The 26,059-nt window shown below is 45.3% G+C and carries 13 protein-coding genes; 11 read left to right on the forward strand and 2 right to left on the reverse strand.

Annotated elements, in window-relative coordinates; genetic code table 11:
- The first annotated feature begins 10 nt into the window (after nt 1-10).
- The 6 genes from RB604_RS11080 to RB604_RS11105 all read left to right on the forward strand — a co-directional run bounded on the left by RB604_RS11080 (nt 11) and on the right by RB604_RS11105 (nt 9,303).
- Nucleotides 11-2,029: a glycoside hydrolase family 127 protein gene (locus RB604_RS11080; protein ID WP_055295543.1), complete on the forward strand. Its 2,019-nt coding sequence runs from the start codon at nt 11-13 to the stop codon at nt 2,027-2,029.
- A 428-nt stretch (nt 2,030-2,457) separates the two neighbouring features.
- Nucleotides 2,458-4,353 (forward strand): family 43 glycosylhydrolase, encoded by a 1,896-nt coding sequence (locus tag RB604_RS11085; RefSeq protein ID WP_055295541.1) that lies wholly within the window; start codon nt 2,458-2,460, stop codon nt 4,351-4,353.
- A 182-nt stretch (nt 4,354-4,535) separates the two neighbouring features.
- A complete protein-coding gene (locus RB604_RS11090; RefSeq protein WP_055295628.1) occupies nt 4,536-5,789 on the forward strand; it encodes a DUF2264 domain-containing protein in 1,254 nt (417 codons plus the stop codon).
- A gap of 37 nt (nt 5,790-5,826) precedes the next feature.
- Entirely contained in the window at nt 5,827-6,867 is a 1,041-nt protein-coding gene (locus RB604_RS11095) for a glycoside hydrolase family 43 protein (protein WP_021935852.1), read from the forward strand.
- Nucleotides 6,868-6,877: 10 nt separating this feature from the next.
- A complete protein-coding gene (locus tag RB604_RS11100; protein WP_055295539.1) occupies nt 6,878-8,170 on the forward strand; it encodes an alpha-l-rhamnosidase in 1,293 nt (430 codons plus the stop codon).
- Between the two features lie 8 nt (nt 8,171-8,178).
- Complete coding sequence (locus tag RB604_RS11105) at nt 8,179-9,303, forward strand: glycoside hydrolase family 88/105 protein (RefSeq protein WP_055295537.1); 1,125 nt, start codon at nt 8,179-8,181, stop codon at nt 9,301-9,303.
- A gap of 172 nt (nt 9,304-9,475) precedes the next feature.
- Here RB604_RS11105 and RB604_RS11110 read toward each other — a convergent pair whose 3' ends face one another.
- Nucleotides 9,476-11,518, reverse strand: a complete 2,043-nt coding sequence (locus RB604_RS11110; protein WP_373133265.1) for a six-hairpin glycosidase — start codon at nt 11,516-11,518, stop codon at nt 9,476-9,478.
- Between the two features lie 309 nt (nt 11,519-11,827).
- Entirely contained in the window at nt 11,828-13,324 is a 1,497-nt protein-coding gene (locus tag RB604_RS11115; protein WP_055295535.1) for a TolB-like translocation protein, read from the reverse strand.
- 1,055 nt (nt 13,325-14,379) lie between these two features.
- Between RB604_RS11115 and RB604_RS11120 the strand changes: the two genes are divergently transcribed.
- From RB604_RS11120 to RB604_RS11140, 5 genes are all read left to right on the forward strand, one after another.
- Nucleotides 14,380-16,239 carry a DUF6057 family protein gene (locus RB604_RS11120; protein WP_055295533.1) on the forward strand — a complete coding sequence of 620 codons (1,860 nt, stop codon included), beginning with the start codon at nt 14,380-14,382 and terminating at the stop codon, nt 16,237-16,239.
- 120 nt (nt 16,240-16,359) lie between these two features.
- The gene (locus tag RB604_RS11125) at nt 16,360-17,505 is read left to right on the forward strand and encodes a Rid family hydrolase (RefSeq protein ID WP_070102092.1); all 1,146 of its coding nucleotides are present in this window, start codon (nt 16,360-16,362) and stop codon (nt 17,503-17,505) included.
- Nucleotides 17,506-17,522: 17 nt separating this feature from the next.
- On the forward strand, nt 17,523-19,067 hold the full coding sequence (locus tag RB604_RS11130) for a TolB family protein (protein ID WP_007478254.1): 1,545 nt from the start codon (nt 17,523-17,525) through the stop codon (nt 19,065-19,067).
- A gap of 142 nt (nt 19,068-19,209) precedes the next feature.
- Complete coding sequence (locus RB604_RS11135) at nt 19,210-21,651, forward strand: CotH kinase family protein (protein ID WP_007478253.1); 2,442 nt, start codon at nt 19,210-19,212, stop codon at nt 21,649-21,651.
- A 58-nt stretch (nt 21,652-21,709) separates the two neighbouring features.
- The gene (locus RB604_RS11140) at nt 21,710-25,927 is read left to right on the forward strand and encodes a DUF4972 domain-containing protein (RefSeq protein WP_122282080.1); all 4,218 of its coding nucleotides are present in this window, start codon (nt 21,710-21,712) and stop codon (nt 25,925-25,927) included.
- Nucleotides 25,928-26,059: the final 132 nt, after the last annotated feature.

A 26,059-nucleotide genomic window follows, 5' to 3' on the forward strand; every position in this document is an offset into this window, starting at 1 on the left:
CATGTAAATCATGAAAAAGACATTTATATTATCATTGGTTCTTACGGCGGTGGGAACGGTTTTTGCGCAGAAAGAGCCGCTACATCCTGGCTATCCGATCGATCCTGTTCCTTTTACTTCGGTAAAAGTGACGGATCATTTCTGGGGGCAGCGACTGAAAACCAGCCGTGAGGTTACTATTCCGTTGGCTTTCCGGAAGTCGGAGGAGACGGGACGCATTAAAAACTTCGAGAAAGCTGCCCATCCCAGCGAAGATTATAAGGTGGAGGGTTTCTCGTTTGACGATACAGATATTTACAAAACCATCGAGGGTGCCAGCTATTCGCTGCAAACCTATCCCGACAAGCGGTTGGAGAAATACATCGATAGTATTCTCGCTATTGTAGCCACTGCCCAAGAACCGGACGGATATTTGTATACCGCCCGTACGATGAATCCTAAACATCCTCATGACTGGGTAGGGAAGGAGCGTTGGGTGGCTGTGGAAAATCTGAGCCACGAGTTCTATAACTTGGGGCATATGATCGAGGGTGCCATTGCCCACTATCAAGCCACCGGTAAACGGAATTTTCTCGATATTGCCATTAAGTATGCCGATTGTGTCTGCCGGGCCATAGGGAATGCTCCGGAGCAGAAGAGACTCGTGCCCGGACATCAGATTGCCGAAATGGCACTGGTGAAACTTTATTTAGTGACGGGCGACCGTAAATACCTCGATCAGGCTAAATTCTTTCTGGATGCACGCGGATACACTGGCCGGAAAGATGCTTACAGCCAGGCACATAAACCGGTCATCGAGCAGGATGAAGCTGTGGGGCATGCCGTACGCGCTGTTTATATGTATTCTGGCATGGCAGACGTGGCTGCCATTACGGGAGATAGCTCTTACATCAAGGCCATCGACCGGATTTGGGACAATATTGTTTCGAAGAAGATGTACATCACCGGTGGTATCGGCGCCCGTCATCAGGGAGAGGCTTTCGGTGATAATTACGAACTGCCCAATCTTTCCGCCTATTGCGAAACCTGTGCGGCTATCGGCAGTGTTTATATGAATTATCGTCTTTTCCTGCTTCATGGCGATGCCAAATATTTCGATGTGCTCGAGCGTACTCTCTATAACGGGTTGATCTCCGGTGTATCGCTCGACGGCGGTTCTTTCTTCTATCCCAATCCGTTGGCTTCGGATGGCGGGTATAGTCGCAAACCATGGTTCGGCTGTGCCTGTTGTCCCTCCAATATCAGCCGTTTCATTCCCTCTCTGCCCGGTTATGTCTATGCAGTCAAAGACCGTCAGGTGTATGTCAATCTTTTCCTTTCCAATCGTGCCGAACTGAAGGTGAACGACAAGAAAGTGGTTTTGGAGCAGGAGACATCCTATCCTTGGAAGGGCGACATTCGCTTGAAAGTGCTACAGGGTAATCAACCTTTCGGCATGAATGTCCGCATTCCCGGATGGGTGCGCGGTAGTGTGCTTCCCAGTGATTTGTATGCGTATGCCGATCATCAGCAACCGGCTTATCGGGTGATGGTCAATGGGCAGGAAGTAGAGGGTGAACTGCACAACGGTTATCTCACCATCGACCGTAAATGGAAAAAGAACGATGTGGTGGAGATTCATTTCGATATGCTTCCCCGTCTGGTGAAAGCCAATGAGAAGGTGGCGGCCGATCGTGGACGGGTGGCCGTGGAGCGTGGTCCGGTGGTTTATTGTGCCGAGTGGCCCGACAATGATTTTAATGTGCATACCCTGCTGATGAACCGCCGTCCGGAATTGCGTGTGGTGGAGAGGCCGGAACTGCTGTACGGTCTCAATCAGATTGTAACCGATGCCCAGGCTTTGAGTTATGACAAAGCCGGAAAGTTGGCGGTGAAAGATGTAAAACTGACCCTGATCCCTTATTATGCTTGGGCACACCGTGGCGAGGGAGACATGGAAGTGTGGCTTCCGATGGAGGTTAATGCCACTTCTGCACAACCGCAAAAAGGGGTGAAATGGAAAGATAACGGATTTTTCAATAATAAATAGAATAACGCTAAATTATAATGTAATTTCAAAATTGACTGTGACAAGCAGACGATTTTCCCTTATATAAAGTCTGCTCAGGAGTACAATCCGGAGTTGACTTTCTGGATCTCTCCGTGATTACCTCCTTCGTGGTTGAAGGTGAATTACTATTATTAGGTTTGGAGTAATGATAAATACAATCAGATTTCCCTTTTTTCGGTGTATAGGGTAATATAATGTAGACAGGCAGGATTGACATATAGTGATTCTGCCTGTATTATTATGAGTGGGGAAAGTATGACGGATATTTCCCCTTTTTTGAAAGAAGTATAGAGTCTTCTTTGTACTATATGTGGTATTTTTGTCGATGTTCTGCTTCATTGAACTAACACCCGATTTGTTCAATGAAGCAGATGGATCTGATTTCTTTATTTTTTTAAATATGGTTTATGCATAAATATTTAAGTCTTTGGCTTTCTTGCCTACTTTTCCCTGCATTCTCTTTTGCGCAAAGCGATTGGCAACTTGTATGGAGTGATGAATTCGACACGGACGGTCCGCCGGATTCTTCCGTATGGAACTTCGAACAAGGGTTTGCCCGCAATGAAGAGGCGCAGTGGTATCAATCGGACAATGCGGTTTGCAAAGGCGGATGTCTGGTGATTGAAGCACACAAGGAAAACAACCGTCGTAATCCATGCTATGAAGCCGGAAGCCGGGATTGGAGAAAAAACAGGGAGTTTATAGGATATACCTCTTCATCCGTAAATACTGCCGGAAAGAAAGAGTTCTTATATGGACGTTTCGAAGTTCACGCCCGCATACCCGTGGCGAAAGGAGCATGGCCTGCCATCTGGACATTGGGCAGCAGTGCGGAATGGCCCTTGTGCGGTGAAATAGATATATTGGAATATTATCAGATAAAGGGCGCCCCTCATATTCTTGCCAATGCCGCATGGGGTACAGACGAACGGTATGTTGCCAAATGGAACAGCAAAGCGATTCCTTTTACTCATTTCACGGAGAAAGATGCCGGTTGGGCCTCAAAGTTTCACATCTGGCGGATGGACTGGGACGAAAAAGCTATCAAGCTCTATCTGGACGATGAGTTATTGAACGAGATTCCGTTGAGCAGCACAGTGAACGGAAGTCTTGGCAATCATACGAATCCTTTTATGACTCCGCAATACGTGTTACTGAATCTGGCTGTCGGTGGTATAAACGGCGGACCGATCGACGAAGAGGTACTGCCTATGAAGTATGAGATAGATTATGTGAGAGTATATCAGAAGAAAGACGAAATAGCCAGCGGGGAGATTTGGGAAGACAATAACGGGCGGCATATCAATGCTCACGGGGGCGGCGTGTTGTTTCACGAAGGGAGGTACTATTGGTTTGGCGAACACCGGCCGGCCAAAGGGTTCTCCACAGAGGTGGGGGTGACCTGTTACTCTTCTCCCGATTTGTGCAACTGGACTTACGAAGGGGTAGCATTACCTGTTTCCTCTGAAGAAGGAAACGACATCGAAAAGGGATGTATCATGGAACGCCCCAAAGTGATTTATAATGCGAAAACCGGCAAGTTCGTGATGTGGTTTCATCTGGAACTGAAAGGAGAGGGATATGCGGCTGCCCGTGCGGCAGTAGCTGTCAGTGATACGCCGGCCGGCCCTTACCGGTTTGTCCGTTCCTGTCGCGTCAATCCTGGGGTATATCCGCAGAACATGACAAAAGCGGAACGTAAAGCTAAGCTCGACACTAAAGATTATAAAACATGGTGGACTCCGGAATGGCGCAGAGCTGTGGAGCAGGGATTGTTTGCCAAACGGGATCTGAAGAGCGGCCAGATGTCAAGAGACATGACGCTGTTTGTGGATACGGACGGAAAAGCCTATCACATTTATTCATCGGAAGAAAATCTGACTTTGCAGATTGCAGAACTTACGGATGATTACTTGGGGCACACCGGTAGATACATTCGTCTCTTTCCGGGAGGGCACAATGAAGCGCCTGCCGTTTTCAAGAAAGAGGATACCTATTGGATGATTGCCTCCGGTTGTACCGGATGGGAACCGAATGAAGCCCGTATGTTCTCGGCGCCTTCTATCTGGGGGCCGTGGAAGCAGGAGGGAAATCCCTGTGTCGGCAAAGATGCCGGCAAGACATTCGGCGGGCAGAGTACTTTTGTATTGCCGGTTGCCGGTACGAATGATACGTTCATCTTTATGGCGGATGTATGGCGTCCGAAGAGTTTAATGGATTCACGTTATATCTGGTTGCCTGTTCGCTTCGGGGTGGATGGGAAACCCATTATCGAATGGCAGAGCCGATGGAGACTCCCCTAAGTGAATCGTGAAGTTCAGAGAAGTATACTTTTAGTGTAAATGACGTATAATTTTCCATTTTTGATGGATAAGCAGACAGACCGGAATGAAATTCCTCCCCTTTTGAAAGATAAATGGAGTCCTTTTTCTGTTATATCCCTTAAATTTGTCAAGTAGAATCAATCTTAAATAATATCATGAACATGAATAGGCTTTTTATCGGATTGCTGACAGCGATCATTGTACTGCTCCCTTGCCGGGAAATTTCGGCCAAACAAAAAAAAGAAGTGAAGGAAGTTCCCGACCGGGAAGTCTGGTGTGATGTCATGTATCGAATGGCTGCTCCGGTATTGAGTAACATGAGTCGGGGAGAGTTGCAGAAAAATATGCAGGTGGAGCTTAGCCCCACTTGGGACGGTCGCGATAAAAGGGTTACTTATATGGAGTGCTTCGGCCGTCTGATGGCTGGTTTGGCTCCCTGGCTCTCTTTGCCCGATGACGATACGACAGAAGGCAGACAGCGGAAGCAACTTCGGGAGTGGGCATTGCAGAGCTATGCGCAGGCTGTCGATCCGGCGAGTCCCGATTACCTGCTTTGGCGTAAAGAGGGTCAGCCATTGGTGGATGCCGCTTATGTGGCCGAGAGTTTCCTTCGCGGATACGATGCCCTCTGGATACCGTTGGACAGCTTGACCAAGCAGCGCTATATCACCGAGTTTACCCAACTTCGCCGGGTAGATCCTCCTTATACGAACTGGTTATTGTTTTCTTCAACCGTGGAATGCTTTCTTAAGAAAACCGGTGCTGCGAGCGATAATTACCGCATCACTTCGGCCCTTCGCAAAGTGGAAGAGTGGTACGTGGGTGACGGATGGTACTCGGATGGTCCGGAATTTGCTTTCGATTATTACAATAGCTTTGTACTTCACCCGATGTATTTCGAATGTCTGGAAGTCATGACCGATGCCGGGACTAAGGGTATATGGAACGTCGGCAAGGCGAATTACGGAAAGGCGGTGAAGCGCATGCAGCGTTTCGGCATGATTCTGGAACGGTTTATTTCTCCCGAAGGTTCATTTCCGGTATTCGGTCGCTCAATTACCTATCGTACAGGCACGTTGCAGCCATTGGCATTGCTCTCTTGGCGTCAGATGTTACCCGAAGAGCTGAGTGACGGACAGGTCCGTGCTGCCATGACGGCCGTTATTAAACGAATGTTTTCCGATAATCATAATTTTAATGAGAACGGTTTCCTGACATTGGGCTTCAACGGAAAGCAACCGAAAATTTCAGATTGGTACACCAATAACGGAAGTCTGTATATGGCTTCGCTTGCTTTCCTGCCGTTGGGCCTGCCTGCCGACCATCCGTTCTGGACGGATGCCCCGCAAAGCTGGACATCGAAAAAGGCATGGGAAGGAGAGGACTTCCCCAAAGATCATGCCTTTCATGAATAATACTTTAGTTTACAAACCTATATAAACACATTCCATGATGAACATAAACATAGTAAAAACATACGGAGTCGCTTTAACCGCTTTCTGCATCTGCTCATGCTCCGTCAATACGCAAACACAGAAAAATGAATATATTGTTCCGGGAGAGGTCTGGAACGATACGGAGGGAAATCCGGTGAATGCCCACGGTGGCGGTATCCTCTATCATGACGGCACTTACTATTGGTATGGCGAGTACAAGAAAGGAAAGACAGTCCTTCCCGACTGGGCTACTTGGGAGTGCTATCGTACGGATGTAACCGGTGTCAGTTGTTACTCTTCCACGGATTTGCTGAATTGGAAATTCGAGGGCATTGTGCTTCCTGCCGTAAAGGATGATCCGGAGCATGACCTCCATCCCTCCAAAGTATTGGAACGTCCAAAGGTGGTTTATAATAAGAAAACCGGGAAGTTCGTGATGTGGGCACACGTCGAGAGTGCCGATTATTCCAAAGCTTGTGCCGGAGTAGCCGTTTCGGACTCACCGGCGGGCGAGTTTAAGTACTTAGGAAGTTTTCGGCCGAATGATGCGATGAGCCGCGATCAGACTGTCTTTGTCGACGATGACGGCCGTGCTTATCAGTTTTATTCTTCCGAACACAACGCCACGATGTACATCAGCCTGCTGACGGACGATTATCTGAAACCGAGCGGGCGCTTTACACGTAACTTTATCGGGGAATCGCGCGAAGCTCCTGCTGTATTCAAGCAGGATGGCAAGTATTATATGCTCAGTTCCGGCTGTACCGGCTGGAATCCCAACGTAGCGGAGATAGCTGTGGCCGATTCGATTATGGGTGAATGGAGAACCATAGGCAATCCCTGCACCGGGCCGGATGCCGATAAGACTTTTTATGCGCAGAGCACTTATGTGCAACCGGTGGCCGGAAAAAAGAACGCTTATATAGCGATGTTCGATCGTTGGAAGAAGACCGATTTGGAAGATTCGCGCTATGTGTGGTTACCCATACAGATAGAAGGTGGTGTGCTGACCATACCCTGGCGTGATAAATGGAACATGGATGTTTTTGATAAATAAGAGTAGGGCGATGAAGCGTGTTCTGTTGTTTTTCTGCCTGTGGGTAGCCTGTACTGCCGTTGGCCGGTCACAGCGTCTGGTAGCGGTGGGAAAAGGGTATAGTTGCACTTCGGTCAATACGGCTGTATTTCGTAACAACTCCTTAGTGACGCATGGTGGCGAACAATACATCAGTTATTACGATCAGGATGGTTATCTGGTCATAGGGAAACGGAAGTTGGATTCGTCCGAGTGGACATTACATCGTTCCCAATATCGGGGGAATGTAAAGGATGCACATAATATTATCAGCATGATGGTGGATGGAGAAGGGTATCTTCATGTAGCTTTCGATCATCACGGCCATTCATTGAATTATTGCCGCAGTGTAGCTCCCCGTTCTTTGGAATTGGGCGATAAAGTACCCATGACCGGAGTCGATGAAGGCAATGTCACCTATCCGGAGTTCTATCCGTTGGCCGGTGGCGATGTTTTGTTTGTCTATCGTTCCGGATCGTCGGGGCGCGGAAACTTAGTGATGAATCGCTATTCAATAAAAGAACGTGCCTGGATGCGCGTGCAGGATGTACTGATCGATGGAGAAGATGAACGGAACGCCTACTGGCAGCTTTATGTGGACGAAGCAGGGACTATTCACCTCTCGTGGGTGTGGCGCGAAACCTGGATGGTAGAGACGAATCATGACATCTGCTATGCCCGCTCTTTCGACAACGGGGTCACTTGGTATAAGACGAGCGGGGAGAAATACGTTCTTCCCATCAGAGCTGCCAATGCCGAATATGCCTGTCGCCTGCCGCAGAACTGTGAGTTAATAAACCAGACCAGTATGAGTGCCGATGCCGCCGGAAATCCGTATATCGCTACCTATTGGCGCAGTTCGGACAGCGATGTTCCCCAATACCGCCTTGTTTGGTACGACGGACAGGCATGGCATAATCGCCGGGTAACCGACCGGAAAACCCCGTTCACGCTGAAAGGGGGAGGAACGAAAATGATTCCGATTGCCCGTCCGCGCATTGTGGTGGAAGCCGGTGAGACGTATTATGTTTTCCGGGATGAAGAGCGGGGCAGCCGGGTCTCTGTGGCTCATACTAAGGATGTGGCAACAGGGGAGTGGGCGATAACCGATCTCACGGATTTTCCGGTAGATGCCTGGGAACCTTCACATGATACGGAGTTGTGGAAACAGGAGCGGAAGCTCCATCTGTTCGTACAACGCACCCGCCAAGGAGACGGAGAACACACAGCAGAAATAGAACCTCAGATGGTCTATGTGCTCGAAACAGATTTAAGCAGTAAATAAATATAAATATGAAGAAAGTATATTTAATAGCGTTTGCGCTCTTATTGGTGGCTGGCGCTGGGTGTGGCGGCCCGAAAAAGTCTGCTGCATCGGATGAAGTGATAGGGATTATCGATAAAGTAAATAACTATTGGCAAACCAATCATCCCGAACATGGCCGCGCTTTCTGGGATAACGCCGCCTACCATACGGGAAATATGGAGGTATATTCCCTCACCGGCAATCCGGAGTATCTGAAATACTCGGAAAGCTGGGCCGAGCACAACCAGTGGAAAGGGGCTAAGTCCGACAATAAGGATGAGTGGAAGTACAGTTATGGAGAGAGTGACGACTACGTTCTTTTCGGTGATTATCAGATCTGTTTTCAGACCTATGCCGACCTTTATACTATCACTCCCGATGAGCATAAGATAGCCCGTGCCCGCGAAGTGATGGAGTATCAGATGAGTACGCCGAATCATGATTACTGGTGGTGGGCCGATGGGTTGTATATGGTGATGCCCGTCATGACGAAGATGTATAATATTACCGGAAATTCTCTTTATCTGGAGAAGCTACATGAATATCTGGCTTATGCGGACAGCATCATGTACGATGAGGAAGCGGGGCTTTATTATCGTGACGGAAAATATGTCTATCCGAAACATAAGACGATGAATGGCAAGAAAGACTTCTGGGCCCGTGGAGACGGCTGGGTATTGGCCGGATTGGCAAAAGTGCTTAAAGAACTGCCACAATCCGATCCATACCGGCAGGAATACATCGACCGTTTTTGCACATTGTCCAAATCGGTGGCTGCCTGCCAGCAACCCGAAGGATACTGGACGCGCAGCATGCTCGACTCCGAACATGCTCCAGGACCGGAAACCAGCGGAACGGCTTTCTTTACCTATGGTTTGTTGTGGGGAATGAATAATGGATTTCTGGATAAAGCCACTTATCAACCGATCGTGGAAAGAGCATGGAAATACTTGACGGAAGTGGCGTTACAGCCGGACGGAAAAGTAGGATATGTGCAGCCTATCGGCGAAAAAGCCATTCCCGGACAGGTGGTCGATGCCAATTCTACTTCCAACTTTGGAGTCGGAGCATTTCTGCTGGCGGCTTGTGAGATGTATCGGTTCCTGAAATAGAAAAACAGAACTGTATTTTAGCCTGAATAATTTATGGTCAGTAGTTAAGTAGTCAAGTAGTTAAGGGAAATGCATCAGACAAGCCATTCCTACTTAACTACTTACTACTTGACTACTTGTTGTTTAACTGCTTAATACTTGACTACTTGACGCTGTATATGAATCATTCAGGTTAAATACCTTTGTTGACTAATAAGTAATAGACTAATGCCCAATCCTGATCGTTCGCATAAGTGTCGTAGAACTGAGCTTTTATTCCATTAATTTTATAAGGATACATATAAGCACAAGAGGCTTTTCCATCTTCAAAGAAGAGGCAAAGATTGTTTCTTACTATATTCTCCGCACGTTTTTGATAGGAGTCGTCACCAGTACATAAGGCATAATAGTGATATGCAGCTCCGGTTATTGTGCTCCAATAATGGGGGAAGGTATCACCAAACATTTCTTGCTTTCCAAACCAGTAGCCATCCCAGTGACGAATAGCAACTTCGTTCAAATGATAGCTCGGCTGAAAACCATTAAAAGATTCTAATACAGGCATTTGGCGTTTTACCTCATCTAAATACTTACGGATACCTGTTTCCAGATAAAGTTGTGCTAAAAATTGGATAGCAGGTGCAACAATGCTCTGCTCGTAATTCACTTCGTGTGCCGGATAATTCAGGCCATTATCAACGAATACATCGCCTGTCTTAATGAAATCTTTCAGTAGTTGCTTATATTCTTTATTCATTCCGGCGTCTTTTAAGGCATTCAATCCGGATTGTACAGGAATTCCAATCGCATAAAAGCCGTATCCAAACTGTCTGAACATGGCTTGAAGGGTTTGATAGCCATCTTTTGCAAATTGCTTGTCTTCCGTTATTTTGTACATATGGAAATAAAATTCCGCTATCCACATGTAGTTATAGCCACGATTGCGATTCTTTTGGTCTACGCTTGAGTAAGTTGTGTAATCTTCGGTTTGTAGGAGTTCCCGTATGAACTTGGCATATTGTAGCAGAGACGTTTTTAGTGTTGTATCTTTTGTCAGCAGGCATTGTTTAGCTAATAGAACTCCCATTCCGTTGCGTTCAGCACCTTCATCGCGGTCCACTGGATTACAATTCGGCGTATCGTTCAGATATACGCTGTCCCCTTCGTTGTCATACACCATATAAGCACCGTCCCGAAGATCGGTAGAATCATGCAGTTGTTGATTGGTACGGATAAAATCAATGCGTTTTCGAATTAATTCGTCCGCATTATTGATGACAAGGCAATTGGCATGAGTCTGTTTATTACCGTCGTAGTAGAAATCGAAGCGCACTTCACCTGCTTGTTGCATCGGAAGTTCCACTACATAGATATTACCTTCTTGTTTTATTGATACGGGTATCCCATTCATTTTTGCCGTACAGTTTTTTAATATTTGGGAGCTATGAAGTTCTACACGGGCAATTTCTCCTTTTTCAAGAACATATTTATTGCATGAGACGAGTACATTGCCTCGTTCCAATAATTTATTACGGAAATCTTCATTCCCGTTGTGAGAGAAAATGTTCCATTCTAACGTATAACTTTCTCCGGGTTTTAATTGGATGTCCGGCAGGTTCAGGGCAAAAATACCTCGCGTGTGTGAGTTTGCTTTTTCGAGCCCCCGCTCCCAAATTTCATAGCTTTTAACAGCACCTTGAGTCACCACTAATCCTAAATGGGGCGCAAAAGCTCCCATGCGGAGTGCATTGACATAAGCAGCATTTTCTCCCTCCCAAATGTGTACGTTGGTGCGGGAATTAATACATTGTTGTGCACTGGGATAATTGTCGTTAAAGGGGGTATAGATGCCCATATCATGGACATAAATAGTTTCTTTCCCTCTATTGGTAAAAGTATATCTTTCTACCAACCCATTGTTGTCTAATGTTCTTTTAACTCTAATTTGTACATCTCCTTCACGATAGGTCACTTCCATGCCATCGGCATTGATTTCCGAAGGGATTTCCCATTCTTTTTTTATGCTTGTTCTATCTTTGGTGATGGTGAAATAACCTAATCCCCAGCCATAATTTTCTTTTATCCAGGGATATTGCGTACCGTCAGTCCTTACCAACCAATCCATATTGTATTTATCGCCTTTAATTCTCAATTCGCTGAGAGCACCGGTAAGAGGAGATGTTTTTAATTCAATGGAAAAATCTTCAGCCAATAAAAGGCCTGAAATTCCTAACATTACTATCAGGATTCCGAAATTCTTTACTAATTGTTTTCTCATGATGTCGGTTTGTTCAAATTCCACCTTAATAAATAATAATTAAGAGGATAGGTTTATGTATTTATTTGTTTTTTTAGAGCCTGTTTAAATTTTGCTCAGTATTATTTTGAGAGTTATTTTTGAGGATGTTTTTCTGTTTTTATGAGGAGGATAGCGGGCTATCTAACGAGTAAAAACAGGAAAGCAGACCGAAAATAAACTCAAAATAAACTGATAGAAACTTTTAAGAGGAAAATTTAAACAGCCTCTTAATATATTGTATTGTCGCTATTTCTTTAATTTTACATTGATGTTTTCTTTTTCAATCGCTTTCAGCAGCTGATAATGGGTCGTTTCTACCGGTTTCACCATGAATTCCGGAATATTATAGGATTTGAACAGTTGTGCATCATAATCGGGATCTTTTTGCGGTAAGATAAAAGGTTTATGAGCTTTACCTTCCTTGTCAAAATAGGCCATGTACAGGCGGGTATACGAACCATCATCACGGCGGGTGCTGAACAGAATCCATCGTCCGTTCGACGACCAACTGTGATAGCTGTCGACGTCCGGACTGTTGATTTCCGTAAGCGGGCGGACACTTGCAGTATTCAAATCCATCAGATATAGGTCACTGCTTTTGTGCCAGATGTGGAAAGTACCGTAGTCTCCCAGCGTGAAAAGCAAATATCTGCCATCCGGAGATTCCCGTGGAAAAGTAGCGCTTTTCCCATAGTCGGATGCCCTGAAAAGAGTATCTGTTGCTCCGAATTTCCGGGTCGCTAGGTCGAACGATTTACGGTAAAGGTTGTATTTCACGTCTTTATAATCGTTTTTTAAATAAGTGTTCATCTCTTCTTTGCCCATTTCTTTTACCGATGCCGAAACGTAGTACAGGTATTTGCCATCCGTGCTCCAATAGGGAAAAGTTTCGAATTCGCTTTTATCATTCGCTATAATCTGTACTTCATCTTTCTCTACATCATACAGTATTAAGTCCGATGCAGCATCCTGCACCTCTATTTTTTCATGATCTTTGGTATGAAAACTCTGTCCGGTGTCGTTGGTAGAGTAAGCTATCAGCATCGCTTTGGGATGCCACGAAGGGTATACACCGCCCGAAATGGTTTCGGGAGTTTTCATATTTACTTTTTTCATTTTTCCTCCTGTGACGATGATGGTTCCTCCCAAATGTTGGCGCACATGCATCTGCATGTTACCGTCCCGGTTATAGTTCTGATAGGAGTGGCAATTCACGCATTGCCCGTTGTCTCCGTCAGAGAGTGCATAGTTATTATAGATAATGTTCTCTTCGAAGCTGGTTACATTTCGCTGATTGATGGTCATAACTTCATATCCCACATAAGACGGTTCTATCAACCGGTAGGATATATAAGGATCTATCTCCTCCGCCACTTTGTTTTTCAGCGGTAGGTATTTCACCCATCCGTTGTCTGCTTTTTTGAGGTAAATATCTATGTATAGCGTGTCTCCCCGGCTTTCGTCGAGCAGTGCTTTCCATTTCTTTTCATTCATCTTTACTTTTTGTCCGGCCAGCACCATCTCTTTCCCTTTATGCGAATAAATGCGGGTAATATAACTTTCCGCCTGTTCATTGATTTTGAAATTGAGCGGTGCTATGTTGCATGGAATTACCAGATCGTTATAATCGGGCGATATGGAAACCTGCGTCTGTTGTAAAATTGCATTTTCCGGCACTTGAGGGCTGCAAGCGCCCAATAACAGGATAGAAAGTAACAGTCCATAATATTGAATATTTTTCATAGCTGAATCTTTTTATTTGATGTGTTACAAAGATATACAGACTTTTAGCCATGGGCAAAAAACTGGAAAAGAAATAGGATTAACCATATTTCATTTAAGGGGGAATTTTCTTTCAAAAGAGGTTTTAGGGTTGTGTGTAGTGGATAATGGAATAATATTATCCTCTTTACTTCGGTAAAGATACCTACGTTTGCTTTCAATACTTATGAAATAGACATATAGAATTATATTTAGGCTTTTATTTCAAAATTTGTGATATTGTTTATGCAAAAATAGAAAGATGTTTTCTTTGAGTATATCAAAGCATAATTAAACATTGTTTGATACTGTGTAAGAGCATAGATCTTTCATTGCATTAGTCTATACTTTTAACCTATAAAAGTCTATATTTCTATAGGAAAAGAATATATACTTTTCCATTATAAAAAATACAGCACCAGAATTTATATACCGAAAGATCTTATATTTGTTGCTATTTCAGAATGAGAATGACAGGTGAGGAAAGAAAAAATGAAGGGTTTGGATACTGAAAATATATAACATTTTCTTGCGTTTGTAGTACGTTGATAATTAGTGTGTTATGTAATGGCGTTATTTTCTCTACGAGATTCGATCCGATCATCGTAGAGAAACAACTTGATTCTCGTAGAGGAATGAAGTGTTTCTCACCGAGGAACCAATCGGACATTCGTGAGATGTGACAACCTACATGAAAGCGAAAGACGGAAAGAAATACGGATTGTAATGAAAACGGATAATTGGTAAATGGGGATTTTAATTGATTTTCATTCGAGGACTATTCTTTGTAAATATTGGGTTTGGGTGTTTTATTCGAGGAAAGAGATTCTTATTTATATATGCTTTTATTGAATGAGTTAAATATAAGGGCGGAGAATGGGGCTAAAATTCTGTCATTTTGGTGGAATATTCTTTATAGTGGACGGATTATAGATAGAAATGGTGGAGAATGAAATAAAATTATCCGCTTTCTATATTAAAGTTGGCTATGTTTGCTTTTGGTTAATTTTTGCAGGATTTTGAACTTTTGTAGATAAATGAAAAGAAGTATAGTTGATATAGAAAGTTCTGTTGGTTCGGGAGGAGCCAGGGGAATTAATGTAGGTGGCATGATTGCTGTCTGCTTCTATATTTGTTATATTCTGGGAGTCTATAAAGTTGATTTATTGTTTGGCATGCAGGAGTTATCCATTTTCTTGCCGGGAAAAGATTTTTTTCTGGAATCGTTGGCTTTGCCGGGTGGATTCCTACTCTATATGGGAGATTTTTTTCTTCAGTTTTGCTATGAACCGTGGTTAGGAGCTTTTCTGTTGGTTGTATTGTTCTTTTTACTTCAGTTTCTGGTTTGCCGGGTAATGAATATTCCGTCCGATTGCCGGCTGTTGGCTTTGATTCCTTCTCTACTGTTTCTGTTGTTGATTGCCCGGTTGGATTATCGGATGTATATTCTTCGTGATTCCGGAATGATTTATTCGCAACTGTTGGGAGGGATATTTTCGGTGGCCGTATTGGGGGGATATAAGGCATGTCAAAAACTTTGGAGCCGGATTCTTTATATAAGCCTTGTCCTGCTGACCGGGTATCCGTTGATCGGGTTTTACTCGCTGTTTGCTGTCGGGTTGATGATATTTTCCGATGTTTCCGTTTCCGTGCGCAGGAATTGGGCCGTTGCGGGATGGGCTGTCTTATTCGGGTTGCTGCTGCCTGTGGGATGTGTTCTGTTGTTCTATGAACGTGTCGACCTGTCTTCTGCTTATCTGATGGGGCTACCTTTGGAGATCGGTGAAAAAGGAGGGCGATTCTGTCATATTCTATTCTTGATTTTGCTATCGCTTGTGTTGTTGCTGTTTCTGAGTCCCGCTTATGAAGCAGCCGGGAGGTGGGCAAAGAGAGCCGTTTTTCTGAGTAGCGGCATCATTATTGGTTTGCTGTGGGCCTCCTGGCATTTTACTTATAAAGATGTGAACTTCCATGCCCAACTGAAAATGGAACGGGCCATGGAGCGGGAAGACTGGCAGAAGGTGCTCGCTGTGGCTTCGGAAACGCCCCGTCCCACACGGATTCTCATTATGTACCGTAATATTGCTTTGTATCGCACGGGGCGTTTGTGCGATGGCATGTTTACCTATCCCGATGGTTCGGAACCTCTGAATATTCCCTTAGGGTTGAAAATGACGGGCATCAGCGCACCGCGGATTTATTATTATTTCGGGCGGTTGAACTTTTGCTACCGGTGGGCGATGGAGCAATTGGTACAGCAGGGTGTCAGTGCCGGAAGTTTGAAATGGTTGGCGCGAGTGGCTGTTTTCAACCGGGAATGTGAGTTGGCCCGTAAATATCTCGGCCTGCTCAAAAAGGCTTGGTTTCACAGGAGTTGGGCGGAGAAGTATGAATCGTATCTGGAACACGCGGAATCACTGAAAAATGATTCCGATTACAAACCCATATATGCCTTGCAGCAGTACGAGAATACGTTGTGGGAGGATAATTCGGTGGTCGAATCGAACATATTGAATCATTACGCCAATTTGGAGTCCGGAACATCCGGTATGTTGGAGCTTTCTATGGCTTCCATCCTGATCACGAAGTCCGTGGCTGCCTTTTGGAAGAAATTTCCGGTTTACGTCAGCCAATTGAAAGGAAAGAAGATTCCGGTACATGTGCTCGAAGCGGCTTTGCTGTATGCCGGGTTGGAAAAGAATGAGCCACTGAAACAGGAAATTATTGCTCTGGCCGGTACATCTTCTCCGGTCGTCGCCCGTTTCGGAGAATTTATGCAACTGGTGGAGACTCTGAATGGAGAAACAGACGAACAGGGTGTGACGCTCTTCCGACAACGGTTCGGTGACACCTTCTGGTTCTACTATTTTTTTGTGAATGATATAAAGACCGATTGAAACAGGGAGGTCCGGCAACGGAAATCTCCATTGAAAAGAGTAATATGAGTTATCCCCTAAAAAATAAAATCAGAATCCATAAAAAGAACAACATAAACCAACAAAAAACAGCTATATACAATGAGATACAGAACCATAATATTGAAAAGCATTTCCGTGGAAGTGCAACTTTCGTTTTTCGGAACGGAGACAGGCTCAACCGAATGCCATGCCATGTTGCACACGCTGAATACCTCACTGAATGCGGCCGAACAGATAAAAAATCTGGAAACGGCTGTCGGGATATTGTCTGCCGACGGCATTGCCGGCAAGAATATGTCTTTAGTCTTTCGTCGCTATTTTATGAGCGATCCGGCTAACCAGTGGCAATTGTTGAAACACGACCTGCCGGGTGCCCTTTCCATTACCGGACAGGCGCCGCTCGATTATGCCAAAGTGGCGCTTTGGTGCTATTTTGTAGAAGATGCGACGGTGGAAGATGCCGACGGCCTGACCGTTATGAAACATTCGGGCTATGAACATTATTATTACACTGGCTTGAATAGTACGGCAGACACTGGTGAATATACACAGACACTCGAGTTATTTAACGATTTGCGTACCTCCTTGAAACAGGGAAATCTTTCGTTTGCCGATGAGCTGGTACGCACATGGATCTATGTGCAGGGAGTCGATACGCATTATGCCGGCATGGTGCGTGCCCGTAAAGAGGTATTCGATGAAGAAGGGCTTACGGAACACACTCATTACATTGCCAGTACCGGAATCGAAGGGCGTTTTCGCCTGCCGCAATCTTTGGTTTATATGGACGCTTATGCCATCCGGGGAATGTCCCGGGGGCAATTGAATTATCTGCATGCTTTGGAATATCTCAGTCCGACCAGTAACTATGGGGTGACCTTTGAGCGGGGTAGCATCGTGAATTATGGCGATCGGAATCATATTTTTATATCCGGTACGGCCAGCATTGACAAGCATGGCGAGATTCTCTATCCGCAGGATGTGATGGCGCAGGCCAAACGGGCGCTGATGAATATACTCGGCTTGTTGAGTGAGGGGGGAGCGAATTTTGATGACCTCGCCCAACTGATTGTTTATTTGCGCGACCCGGCGGATTATCCGGTTATCAAACCTTTCATCGAGTCCATGCTTCCGGAGGTACCGGCAATATATGTATTGGCGCCTGTATGTCGTCCCGGCTGGCTGATCGAAATGGAATGTATGGCCGTATGCCCTAATATGAACGATATGTTGAGACCTTTCTGATAATGAGGAGGAATAATATGAAAAAATATGTATATATCATTTTGTTATTGATGTTGTTCAACGGTTGCCGTGAAGCCGTGCCGGACCAGTATGTCGATATGATGACCACCATCCGGATAGAGCCCGATTATCGCGACACCGTGATTCCTTGTAATATAGCGCCGCTGAATTTCCGTATACAAGAGGAGGCGGATGATTATCTCACTTGTATCAGCGGTAGCAGTGGCGAGAAATTATATTGCTATGACCGAGATGTGAAGGTTGAACTCAAATTATGGCGTTCTTTGCTGGATGCCAATAAGGGAAGTGAGATTAAGTTTGAAATCTATCTGAAAAAACAGGGCATTTGGTATAAATATCCGGTTATCAAAAATAGTGTCTCTCCCAATCCCATTGACGGCTATCTCTCTTACCGCCTGATAGAGCCTTCGTATGTGACTTACGGTGAACTGTCCATCAGGCAACGCGACTTGACAAGCTTCGACGAATGCGATATCTATAACAACCAAGTGCTTGGAGGGAAAGGGAAATCACAGTGCATCAATTGCCATTCCTACCAGAATTACCGGACAGATCATATGCAGTTTCACGGCAGGGGGGATTATGGTGGTACGGTGATAGCGTCCGGAGGAAAACTGCGGAAAGTAAACCTGAAAACAGAGGAAACCGTTTCGGGCGGAGTCTATCCGGCCTGGCATCCTGTACGGAATCTGATTGCCTACTCTGTCAACAAAACCGGGCAGTTGTTCCATTCTAAGGATTTGCAGAAGGTAGAGGTACAAGATACTTATTCCGGTCTGGTGCTTTACGATGTCGATTCCAACCGGCTCACGGTGGTACTGAATGATTCGAATTCATTGGCAACTTTTCCCTCCTGGTCGCCGGACGGGCGGATGCTGTATTATGCCGCCGCTTTTTTCCGGCCGTCCGGCAAGGACCGGTCGGCGGAGATGGGCATGAGATACCGCGACTTGAAATATAATATAATGAGAATTCCTTTCGACGCGGAGACGATGACTTTCGGTTCTCCCGATACGGTGTACAACGCCGCTATGCGCGGGCGGAGTGCTACGTTTCCGCGTGTGTCTCCCGATGGCAACTACCTATTATTTACAGAAGCCGATTACGGCACTTTTCATATTTGGCACAAAAGTGCCGATCTTTATCTGATGAATCTCCGGACTAAAAGCGTCCGTCCGTTGGAAGAGGTGAATAGCCGGGACGTGGAGAGCTACCACAGTTGGTCGTCCAACGGCCGGTGGATTGTATTCAGCTCGCGTCGTGACGACGGTTCCTATACGCGCCCTTATATTGCCGGTTTTACTACGGCCGGCCGGTTTACCAAACCTTTTATTCTTCCTCAGGAGGAAACGGGCTTTTATGCTTGCTTTCTCAAGTCCTTTAATATCCCCGAATTTATGGTTGAACCGGTGAAGTTCTCCGTCCGCGAATTTGCCGGTGCATTTCAGGGGGATGCTATCTACGCCGAACCGGCAACCACTTCCGACGTCAGGTCGAATAATCTTTCAAATACTTCTCTAAAGCCCCAGAAACGGGGTTGACCTCCTTTTTGTCCACTTTTGTGGAATAAAATTCTACCGCTTATCGCATTCGATTGCTCTATCTTTGCTTCCGTCAAAAATGAGGGATAGCCGGGTGCACTGTCTCTTAAAAATTGAATTAGTTAACTTTAAAAGTATAGCCATGAGGAAAACATTACTTTGTGCTTTTTACTTTGTTATTATCCATTTGTCTGTTTGGGCGCAGGAACAATACACCCAACTGCCTACTTTCTACATTGAAACGGATAATCCCAATGCTACCATCGGAAAAAAAGATTATGTATCCGGTAAGCTGACCATTGTCAGCAGTGATAAAAAGGAGTGTATGACCGATGCCCTATTAGGCATTCGCGGTCGTGGAAATTCCACTTGGGGGATGGCGAAGAAACCCTATCGTATTAAGTTCGATTCGAAAACGCGCCTGCTGAATCTGAATGCCAAGGCGAAAAGTTGGGTCTTATTGGCTAACTATGCCGATAAGACACTGATGCGCAATGCCGTGGCCTTTGAGGTCAGTTCATTTTTGGGAATGGAGTTTACGCCTGCTGTCCGCTTTGTGGATGTGGTGCTCAACGGAGAGTTCATGGGCAATTACATGGTTTCCGATCAGGTGGAAGTGGCGAAAGGCCGTGTACCGGTAGAAGAACAGGAAACCACGGATACGGAAGAACCCGCCATCACGGGCGGATATCTGATCGAACTGGACGGCTTTGCTTCTTCGGAACCCGTATGGTTTCAGACGCCGAAGGGGCTGAAAGTGACTGTGAAGTATCCGAAGGATGACGAAATCAACATGAAGCAACGCAGATATATTACCGATTATATCTGTAATTTTGAAGACGTGCTCTTCTCTGCTCAGTTTACCGACCCGGAAGAGGGGTATCGGGCATGGATCGACGAAAAGTCGTTGATCGATTGGTACATAGCCTGTGAGCTGGTCGGTAATTCCGATTCTTTCTGGAGTACTTATATTTATAAGAAACGTGAGGATAAGCATCTCTATTTCGGTCCGTTATGGGATTATGACATTGCTTTCAATAATGACAACCGCTTGGGCGATGCCACTAACAAATTAATGCGTGAAGCCGCCCATAACCCTAAGGATTGGGTTCAGCAGATGTGGAAAGATCCTTGGTTCAGACATGCTGTCAACGAAAGATGGAAAGAGCTGGTGGCTTCCGGCGTGGAAGAGCATTTACTTACTTATGTGTCGGAGACTGCTTCTTTGATCGATCGCTCCCAAGCACTTAACTTCAATCGCTGGAAAGTGCTTGATAAACGGGTATATCTTGAAACGAAACTGTATGATACCTACACCGGCGGTGTGGATTATCTGAAAACCTATATCAAGAACCGCGTGGCATTTCTTACCGATAGTTTCGGTGAGGAAGATGAGGAAGAAGAAGAACTCCGGCCGTTTGAAGTTTCCAACTATTATTACCATATAATGAACCGTCACACCAGCAATGTGATGGATGTGGAAGAGGAATCGACAGCCGAACGTGCGAAACTGGTTTCGTGGAGTCTGTCCAATAGCCGTGTTACCCAAGATTGGATTGTCAGGGAGGTAGCTACTGGACGCTTTATCCTGATCAATCGTCATTCGGGATTGGCGGCATGTGGTAGCGGGCAAAACACCAGTCTCGTGCAGGTGAAACCCGATTTTACCGACCTGTCACAATTGTGGGAGATCGTGCCGGTACATCCTGATGTATTTGCCCTGGTCAATATCCGTTCCGGTTGTGCCATCGAGAATTACAACGGTTCTGCCGCTGATGGAAATAAGTTGATAGAGTCTAAGGCATCTCCCCGCGAATTGCGCAGTCAGCAATGGTATCTGGAAATGACGGAAGAGACTGTGCAACCCGAAATAGATCCCGATCTTCCCGCTTTTACTGCCGATGCCGGTTATTATTACTCCTTGATCAGCCTGTCCTATCCCGATCGGGTGGCAAGTATTGATCGCAGTGCCAGCCATATCGGTGCCGCTGTGATTTTAGAAAATCCGATAGAGGATTATTATGCGCAGCAATGGAGTATTCAGCCCATCTCCGATGGTGGTTTCCGTTTTTACAATCACTTTGCCCGTTGCGTGATGCAGTCACGTGGTGCCAATACTCCGGTGGTCGTGGAGCGTATCAACGAAGAGGCTCATACGCAATTGTGGATTCCACTGCCGGTGGACGAAGATACATATGTGTTGCAAAATAGTGCCACCGGCGGGTATGCCAGTGTGGAAAACGGAAAGGTGATAGAACGCGACGCTCTCTTTTTGCAGGTCAGAAATCTGCACTGGAAGTTAGAGAAGTCTGTGTTGGATGTAACGGGAATGAGTTCCACGCATACCCAAAAAGAGGTACGATGCTTGCTGACGGACAGAAGGCAACTTCAGTTTAAACTGCCGGCGGCCGAAACGAATGTTTGCGTCAATATATATTCTTTATCAGGAGTTTTGCTTTATAGTGAAGTGCTGCCCGAAGCATCCGGGCATCGAGTGGATGTTTCCGCTTTGCCTTCGGGGGTGTATTTGGCCGAAATTGTTCTGTCCGGACATGTTTGTCATCTGAAAATACTTCTACCGTAATAAATATAATGAGAACCATAAACAAAATTTAATTATTAACTCCAAAATGTGAACTATTATGAGAAAATTACAATCTCTGATTTTAGTTTTGATGTGTTTGCTTGCGCAACAGATGTTTGCCGAGCCAATCACGAATCCTGCGACGGGGAAAGCGTATCTTATTGCGCATTCCAGTGGCTATCTGTTAAGTCTTGATGGCACGGCATTTAAGATGATGTCTCCCGGTGCCAGTACGATGCAGAAGTTTGAATTTGTTCCGGTAATCGGCGAAGAGGGTGTCTATAACATAAAAGAAGTCTCCTCCGGGCAGTATATAATGAGTGATGGATATTATACTCCGATATTGGGAGGCGATACTGCGGACGATTTAGCAAAATTCAAGTTGTTGCCGGCTTATGATGATTATGTGAAGTTACAGAACGTAGGGATGTTTGCAAAAAATTCTCAAAAGTCTTGTTTGGGTACAGATGATAACAATGAGAATTCCGGAGTATATGCAGACAAAAGCGGTACGGACGGTAAACATTACTGGACATTGAGTGAAGCTCCTGAAGGAGCGATTACCATTGCTCTCGAGAATGCGATTAAGACTGCCGAAGAGTTATTGGATAAAGCACCTGTCGGTGATGGCATCGGGCAGTATCCTCAAATTGCATTCGATGCTTTGAAAGCTGCCATCACTACAGCCAAAGGTTTTCTTGATTCCGATGATCAGTCGGCTGTGAATGCTGCTGTTGGCACTCTGAATGAGGCAGTCAGCGTGTTTAATGCTTCACAGAAAATTATAGATGTTGACCCTACTAAGAAATATTATTTTGTTCATTTCCCAACAAATTTATTATTGAATGTTGAGAATAGTGAAGCGACTATTAAATCTCCCTCCGCTTCTGATGCGCAGAAGTTTACCTTGGTTGAGGCAACGGGTGAAAAGAATATTTATAATATTCGTTTAGCTGACGGAAGTTACATCACTCGCAATGGATGGCGTGTTCAAACCGGGAGTAATCCGGATGTGGATGGTGCTAAGTTTATTATAGAGTTGGCTAACTCTGCTAAAAAGCTTTTAAGATTTAAAGAGTATAAAACCGGAAATGGCTATTTGGGTACCGATGAGCTTACGGAAGGTTCCGGGGTGTATGCCAATAAAGGTGATGTAGAGAAGAGTTGGTGGACGCTTATGGAAGTGAGGGACGGTGAATTGATTACAAGTACATTGGAAAAAGCGATTTCGGAAGCAGAGAAACTGTTGGCTGATGCCGTAGTTGGCAATCTGTCGGGTAATTATCCGCAGGAGGTTGTTGATATTCTACAAGCTGCGATAGCGGCTGCTCATGAAGCTTTAAACGCTACAGAACAAACAGAAATTAATGCTGCTGCAAAAGAGCTCAATGAAGCTATCGGACAATTCAAAAACGGACAAATTGTTATTAAGACGGATCCGGAAAAACAGTATTACCTGATCCACTATTCATCCAATCTGTTGTTGGGAGTTTCGGGAGCCGGTTTATCTGTTCAGACACCCGTGGCATCTGATGCGCAGAAATTCCGGTTGATCGAAGTGGAAGGCGAGAAGAATGTCTATAACCTGCAATTATCAGACGGTAGATATGTCACCCGCAACGGTTGGCGTATCCAGATAGGGAATGATCCTACATCGAGCGAAGCTAAATTTACTACCGAACTGGTAAGTGTTCAAGAAGGAACAGTACGTTTCAGAGAATATACCGGTGTTAACTTCTTAGGTACCGATAACATGACCGACGGTTCGGAAGTGTATGGAAATAAAGGCAATGTAGGAAATAGCTGGTGGATTGTTAAAGAAGCTGTTGAGGGTGAACTGATCACTTTCGGATTGGAGAATATCATTTCGAAAGCTGAAAAGATAGTGGCTGGTGCTGTTGTTGGTGAAGCAATAGGTAACTATCCTCAGAAGGCGGTGGATGCTCTGAATGTAGCGATTGCTGCCGCCAAAGACGTGGTGAAATCCGCTACTGACCAGAGTGAGATTACTGCTGCTATTGATGCTTTAAATGGAGCTGTTGGCAAATTCCTGTCTTCGGAAATATTTGTTACTGATGGTGGAAAAGTACGTGTCCAGGGTCGTAAACGCAATGGCTTCTTCAATGTAGCTGAAACAGCGGTTACACAGGTTTCTAACATGACGAGCGGTAATGTAGGCGAACATTTCGAATTAGTACGAAATGAAGATGGTAGTTACCTTATTAAAAACGGTGATTTGTATATGAATACCGACTTCACAATGGGTAGCTCCAATATAAGCTGGAACGTGAAATATGAGACCAGTGTGGATGGTGTCAAATACTATAACATCTTCCCAGCCGTTGATGCTTCTACCTGTATTGGCGATAATAGAGGTGAAGGTTGGAATCTTCAGACTTTTGCAGCGGGTAACGATGCTCTTCAATTCCATTTCGTTGTTGTGGATCTTCCTCACGACCCCAATCGCTTTGCTTTGGAGGCGGCTATTGCCAAGGCGCGTAACACGCTTGCCAATATTGATCGTGGTAGTGAGATCGGTCAGTGGAGCGATAAGAAATGTGAGGATTTTGAAACTGTAATAGTGAAAGCTGAAACATTGACAGGTGCTACTCAAGAAGAGGTAAATGCAATGACAAGCGAACTGCAGAAAGCAGAAAACAATTTTCTTGCTAACCCCAATAGTGTGATAAAGGACGAGTTGGAAGCCTTGTTAGTAACTGCTCGCGAAAAAGCTGCTGCTGCCGTTGTTGGTATTGAGGTAGGTCAGTTCTTCCAGACGGCTATCGAGACTTTTGAAGCAAAAATCACCGAATATCAGAATAAAGCCAACAAGGTGAGCGAACAGTCCGAATGTGATGTACTGACCGAGGAGTTCAGAACAATTGTAGAAGCTTTCGCTGGTCATACAGGAGAGCAAACAGTAAAAGCGGTATTGGATGATGCCATTCAGTCTGCCGAAGCTCTTTACGAATCTTTGAAAGATAATGTAGGAACAGATAAGGGCCAGCGTCCGCAGGAAGTGGTAGATGCTTTCAAAACAGCTATTGAGGCTGTCAAGGCGATCACTGAGCCGGTGATCGGAGACTTAAATACCTTGCAGGAAGCACGTCGGGCATTTATAAATGGTGCGCTGACGGTAGACCGTAAAGCATTGCACACTGCTATTGCCACTGCCGATGTCGACGAATTCAAAGAACTGGCTGCCGGTACATTCGACGGACAGTATCCGCAAGAAAAGATTGATGCTTTTAATGCTGCTTTGACTGCTGCCAAAGAGGCGGACACTGATTTGAGTAAGACACAGGCAGAAGTTGATGCCTGCACCAAAGCATTGAACGATGCACTGAAAGCTCTGAAAGATGCTAAGATTGTGATTGTATTTACAAATCTCGATGCTGCTTTGGTTATAGCCGAGCCGGCTCTTGCTTCTGTCACCATCATCGGCGAAGGTGAAGGCCAGTGTCCGCAATCGGTAATAGATGCCTTGAAAACCGTTATCGACGGGGTGAAAGCGATTGATCGCAAAGCCATCTCTCAAGCTGATGTAGATACCCGTACCGGCGAACTGAATGCAGCAGTTGCTACCTTTAAAACAGCTCTTGTGGCCAGCACCGGACTTCAGGCGCTGATCGACAAAGCACAAGCACAATTGGATGCTTCCGTAGAAGGTTTCAAACCGGGTAACTATCCTGTTACTGCCCGTTCACAATACCGTAAAGCCATCGAAGCCGCTCGGGCTGCTATAGATGTAGTAGAAGTCTCTCAAGCCGATCTTCTTGCTGCCGTAGAAGCCTTGAAAGCCGCTATCGCAAAATTTGAAAGTGCGGTGATTGCACCTAATGACTTGACGGAGCTCAATGCTGCCATTGCTGAGACAGATGCTTTCATAGCAGCACACGGTGACGGATTTACGGCTTTGAATGTTGCTCTTGCTAAAGCTAAAGCGGTAGTAGAGAATCCGGATAACTATGCAAAGAGTGATGTTACTAAGATTCTTCAGGATTTGCAGAAAGCCTTGAAAGCTGCTCAAACCAGTGTCGGTATCCGGGATACCCGTCTGACTTCTCTTACGATGTATGATGTGGACGGTACTCTCTTTATCGAAGGTCTTGACGGGAAGTGTCGTATCTCTGTTTACGCAACCGGTGGAAAAATGGTATCTTCAGTTGAAACAGTCGAAAATATCTACTCCGTTTCGGCATTGAATGCAGGCACGTATGTAGTTACTATTCAGGGTGACAACATTACGGGCAGCCGGGTGGTAGTCATCAAGTAAGTATAAACACAGCTTCCTGCTTTTCCGGCAGAGAATATAAAAAAGAATAACGCAAGCATTTCTTCGCAGGTGTCTTGCGTTATTCCCTTTTTATGGAAACACGGCAAGACATGGCGGTTTTCACATCATGAA

The organism is Bacteroides salyersiae, assembly GCF_031172035.1.
GTDB classification, from domain to species: domain Bacteria; phylum Bacteroidota; class Bacteroidia; order Bacteroidales; family Bacteroidaceae; genus Bacteroides; species Bacteroides salyersiae.

What these genes read in the sequence shown, in the direction of transcription:
- RB604_RS11080 (WP_055295543.1), top strand. Translation starts at nt 11, where the DNA reads ATGAAAAAGACATTTATATTATCATTGGTTCTTACGGCGGTGGGAACG.
- RB604_RS11085 (WP_055295541.1), top strand. Translation starts at nt 2,458, where the DNA reads ATGCATAAATATTTAAGTCTTTGGCTTTCTTGCCTACTTTTCCCTGCA.
- RB604_RS11090 (WP_055295628.1), top strand. Translation starts at nt 4,536, where the DNA reads ATGAATAGGCTTTTTATCGGATTGCTGACAGCGATCATTGTACTGCTC.
- RB604_RS11095 (WP_021935852.1), top strand. Translation starts at nt 5,827, where the DNA reads ATGAACATAAACATAGTAAAAACATACGGAGTCGCTTTAACCGCTTTC.
- RB604_RS11100 (WP_055295539.1), top strand. Translation starts at nt 6,878, where the DNA reads ATGAAGCGTGTTCTGTTGTTTTTCTGCCTGTGGGTAGCCTGTACTGCC.
- RB604_RS11105 (WP_055295537.1), top strand. Translation starts at nt 8,179, where the DNA reads ATGAAGAAAGTATATTTAATAGCGTTTGCGCTCTTATTGGTGGCTGGC.
- RB604_RS11110 (WP_373133265.1), bottom strand. Translation starts at nt 11,518, where the DNA reads ATGTTAGGAATTTCAGGCCTTTTATTGGCTGAAGATTTTTCCATTGAA.
- RB604_RS11115 (WP_055295535.1), bottom strand. Translation starts at nt 13,324, where the DNA reads ATGAAAAATATTCAATATTATGGACTGTTACTTTCTATCCTGTTATTG.
- RB604_RS11120 (WP_055295533.1), top strand. Translation starts at nt 14,380, where the DNA reads ATGAAAAGAAGTATAGTTGATATAGAAAGTTCTGTTGGTTCGGGAGGA.
- RB604_RS11125 (WP_070102092.1), top strand. Translation starts at nt 16,360, where the DNA reads ATGAGATACAGAACCATAATATTGAAAAGCATTTCCGTGGAAGTGCAA.
- RB604_RS11130 (WP_007478254.1), top strand. Translation starts at nt 17,523, where the DNA reads ATGAAAAAATATGTATATATCATTTTGTTATTGATGTTGTTCAACGGT.
- RB604_RS11135 (WP_007478253.1), top strand. Translation starts at nt 19,210, where the DNA reads ATGAGGAAAACATTACTTTGTGCTTTTTACTTTGTTATTATCCATTTG.
- RB604_RS11140 (WP_122282080.1), top strand. Translation starts at nt 21,710, where the DNA reads ATGAGAAAATTACAATCTCTGATTTTAGTTTTGATGTGTTTGCTTGCG.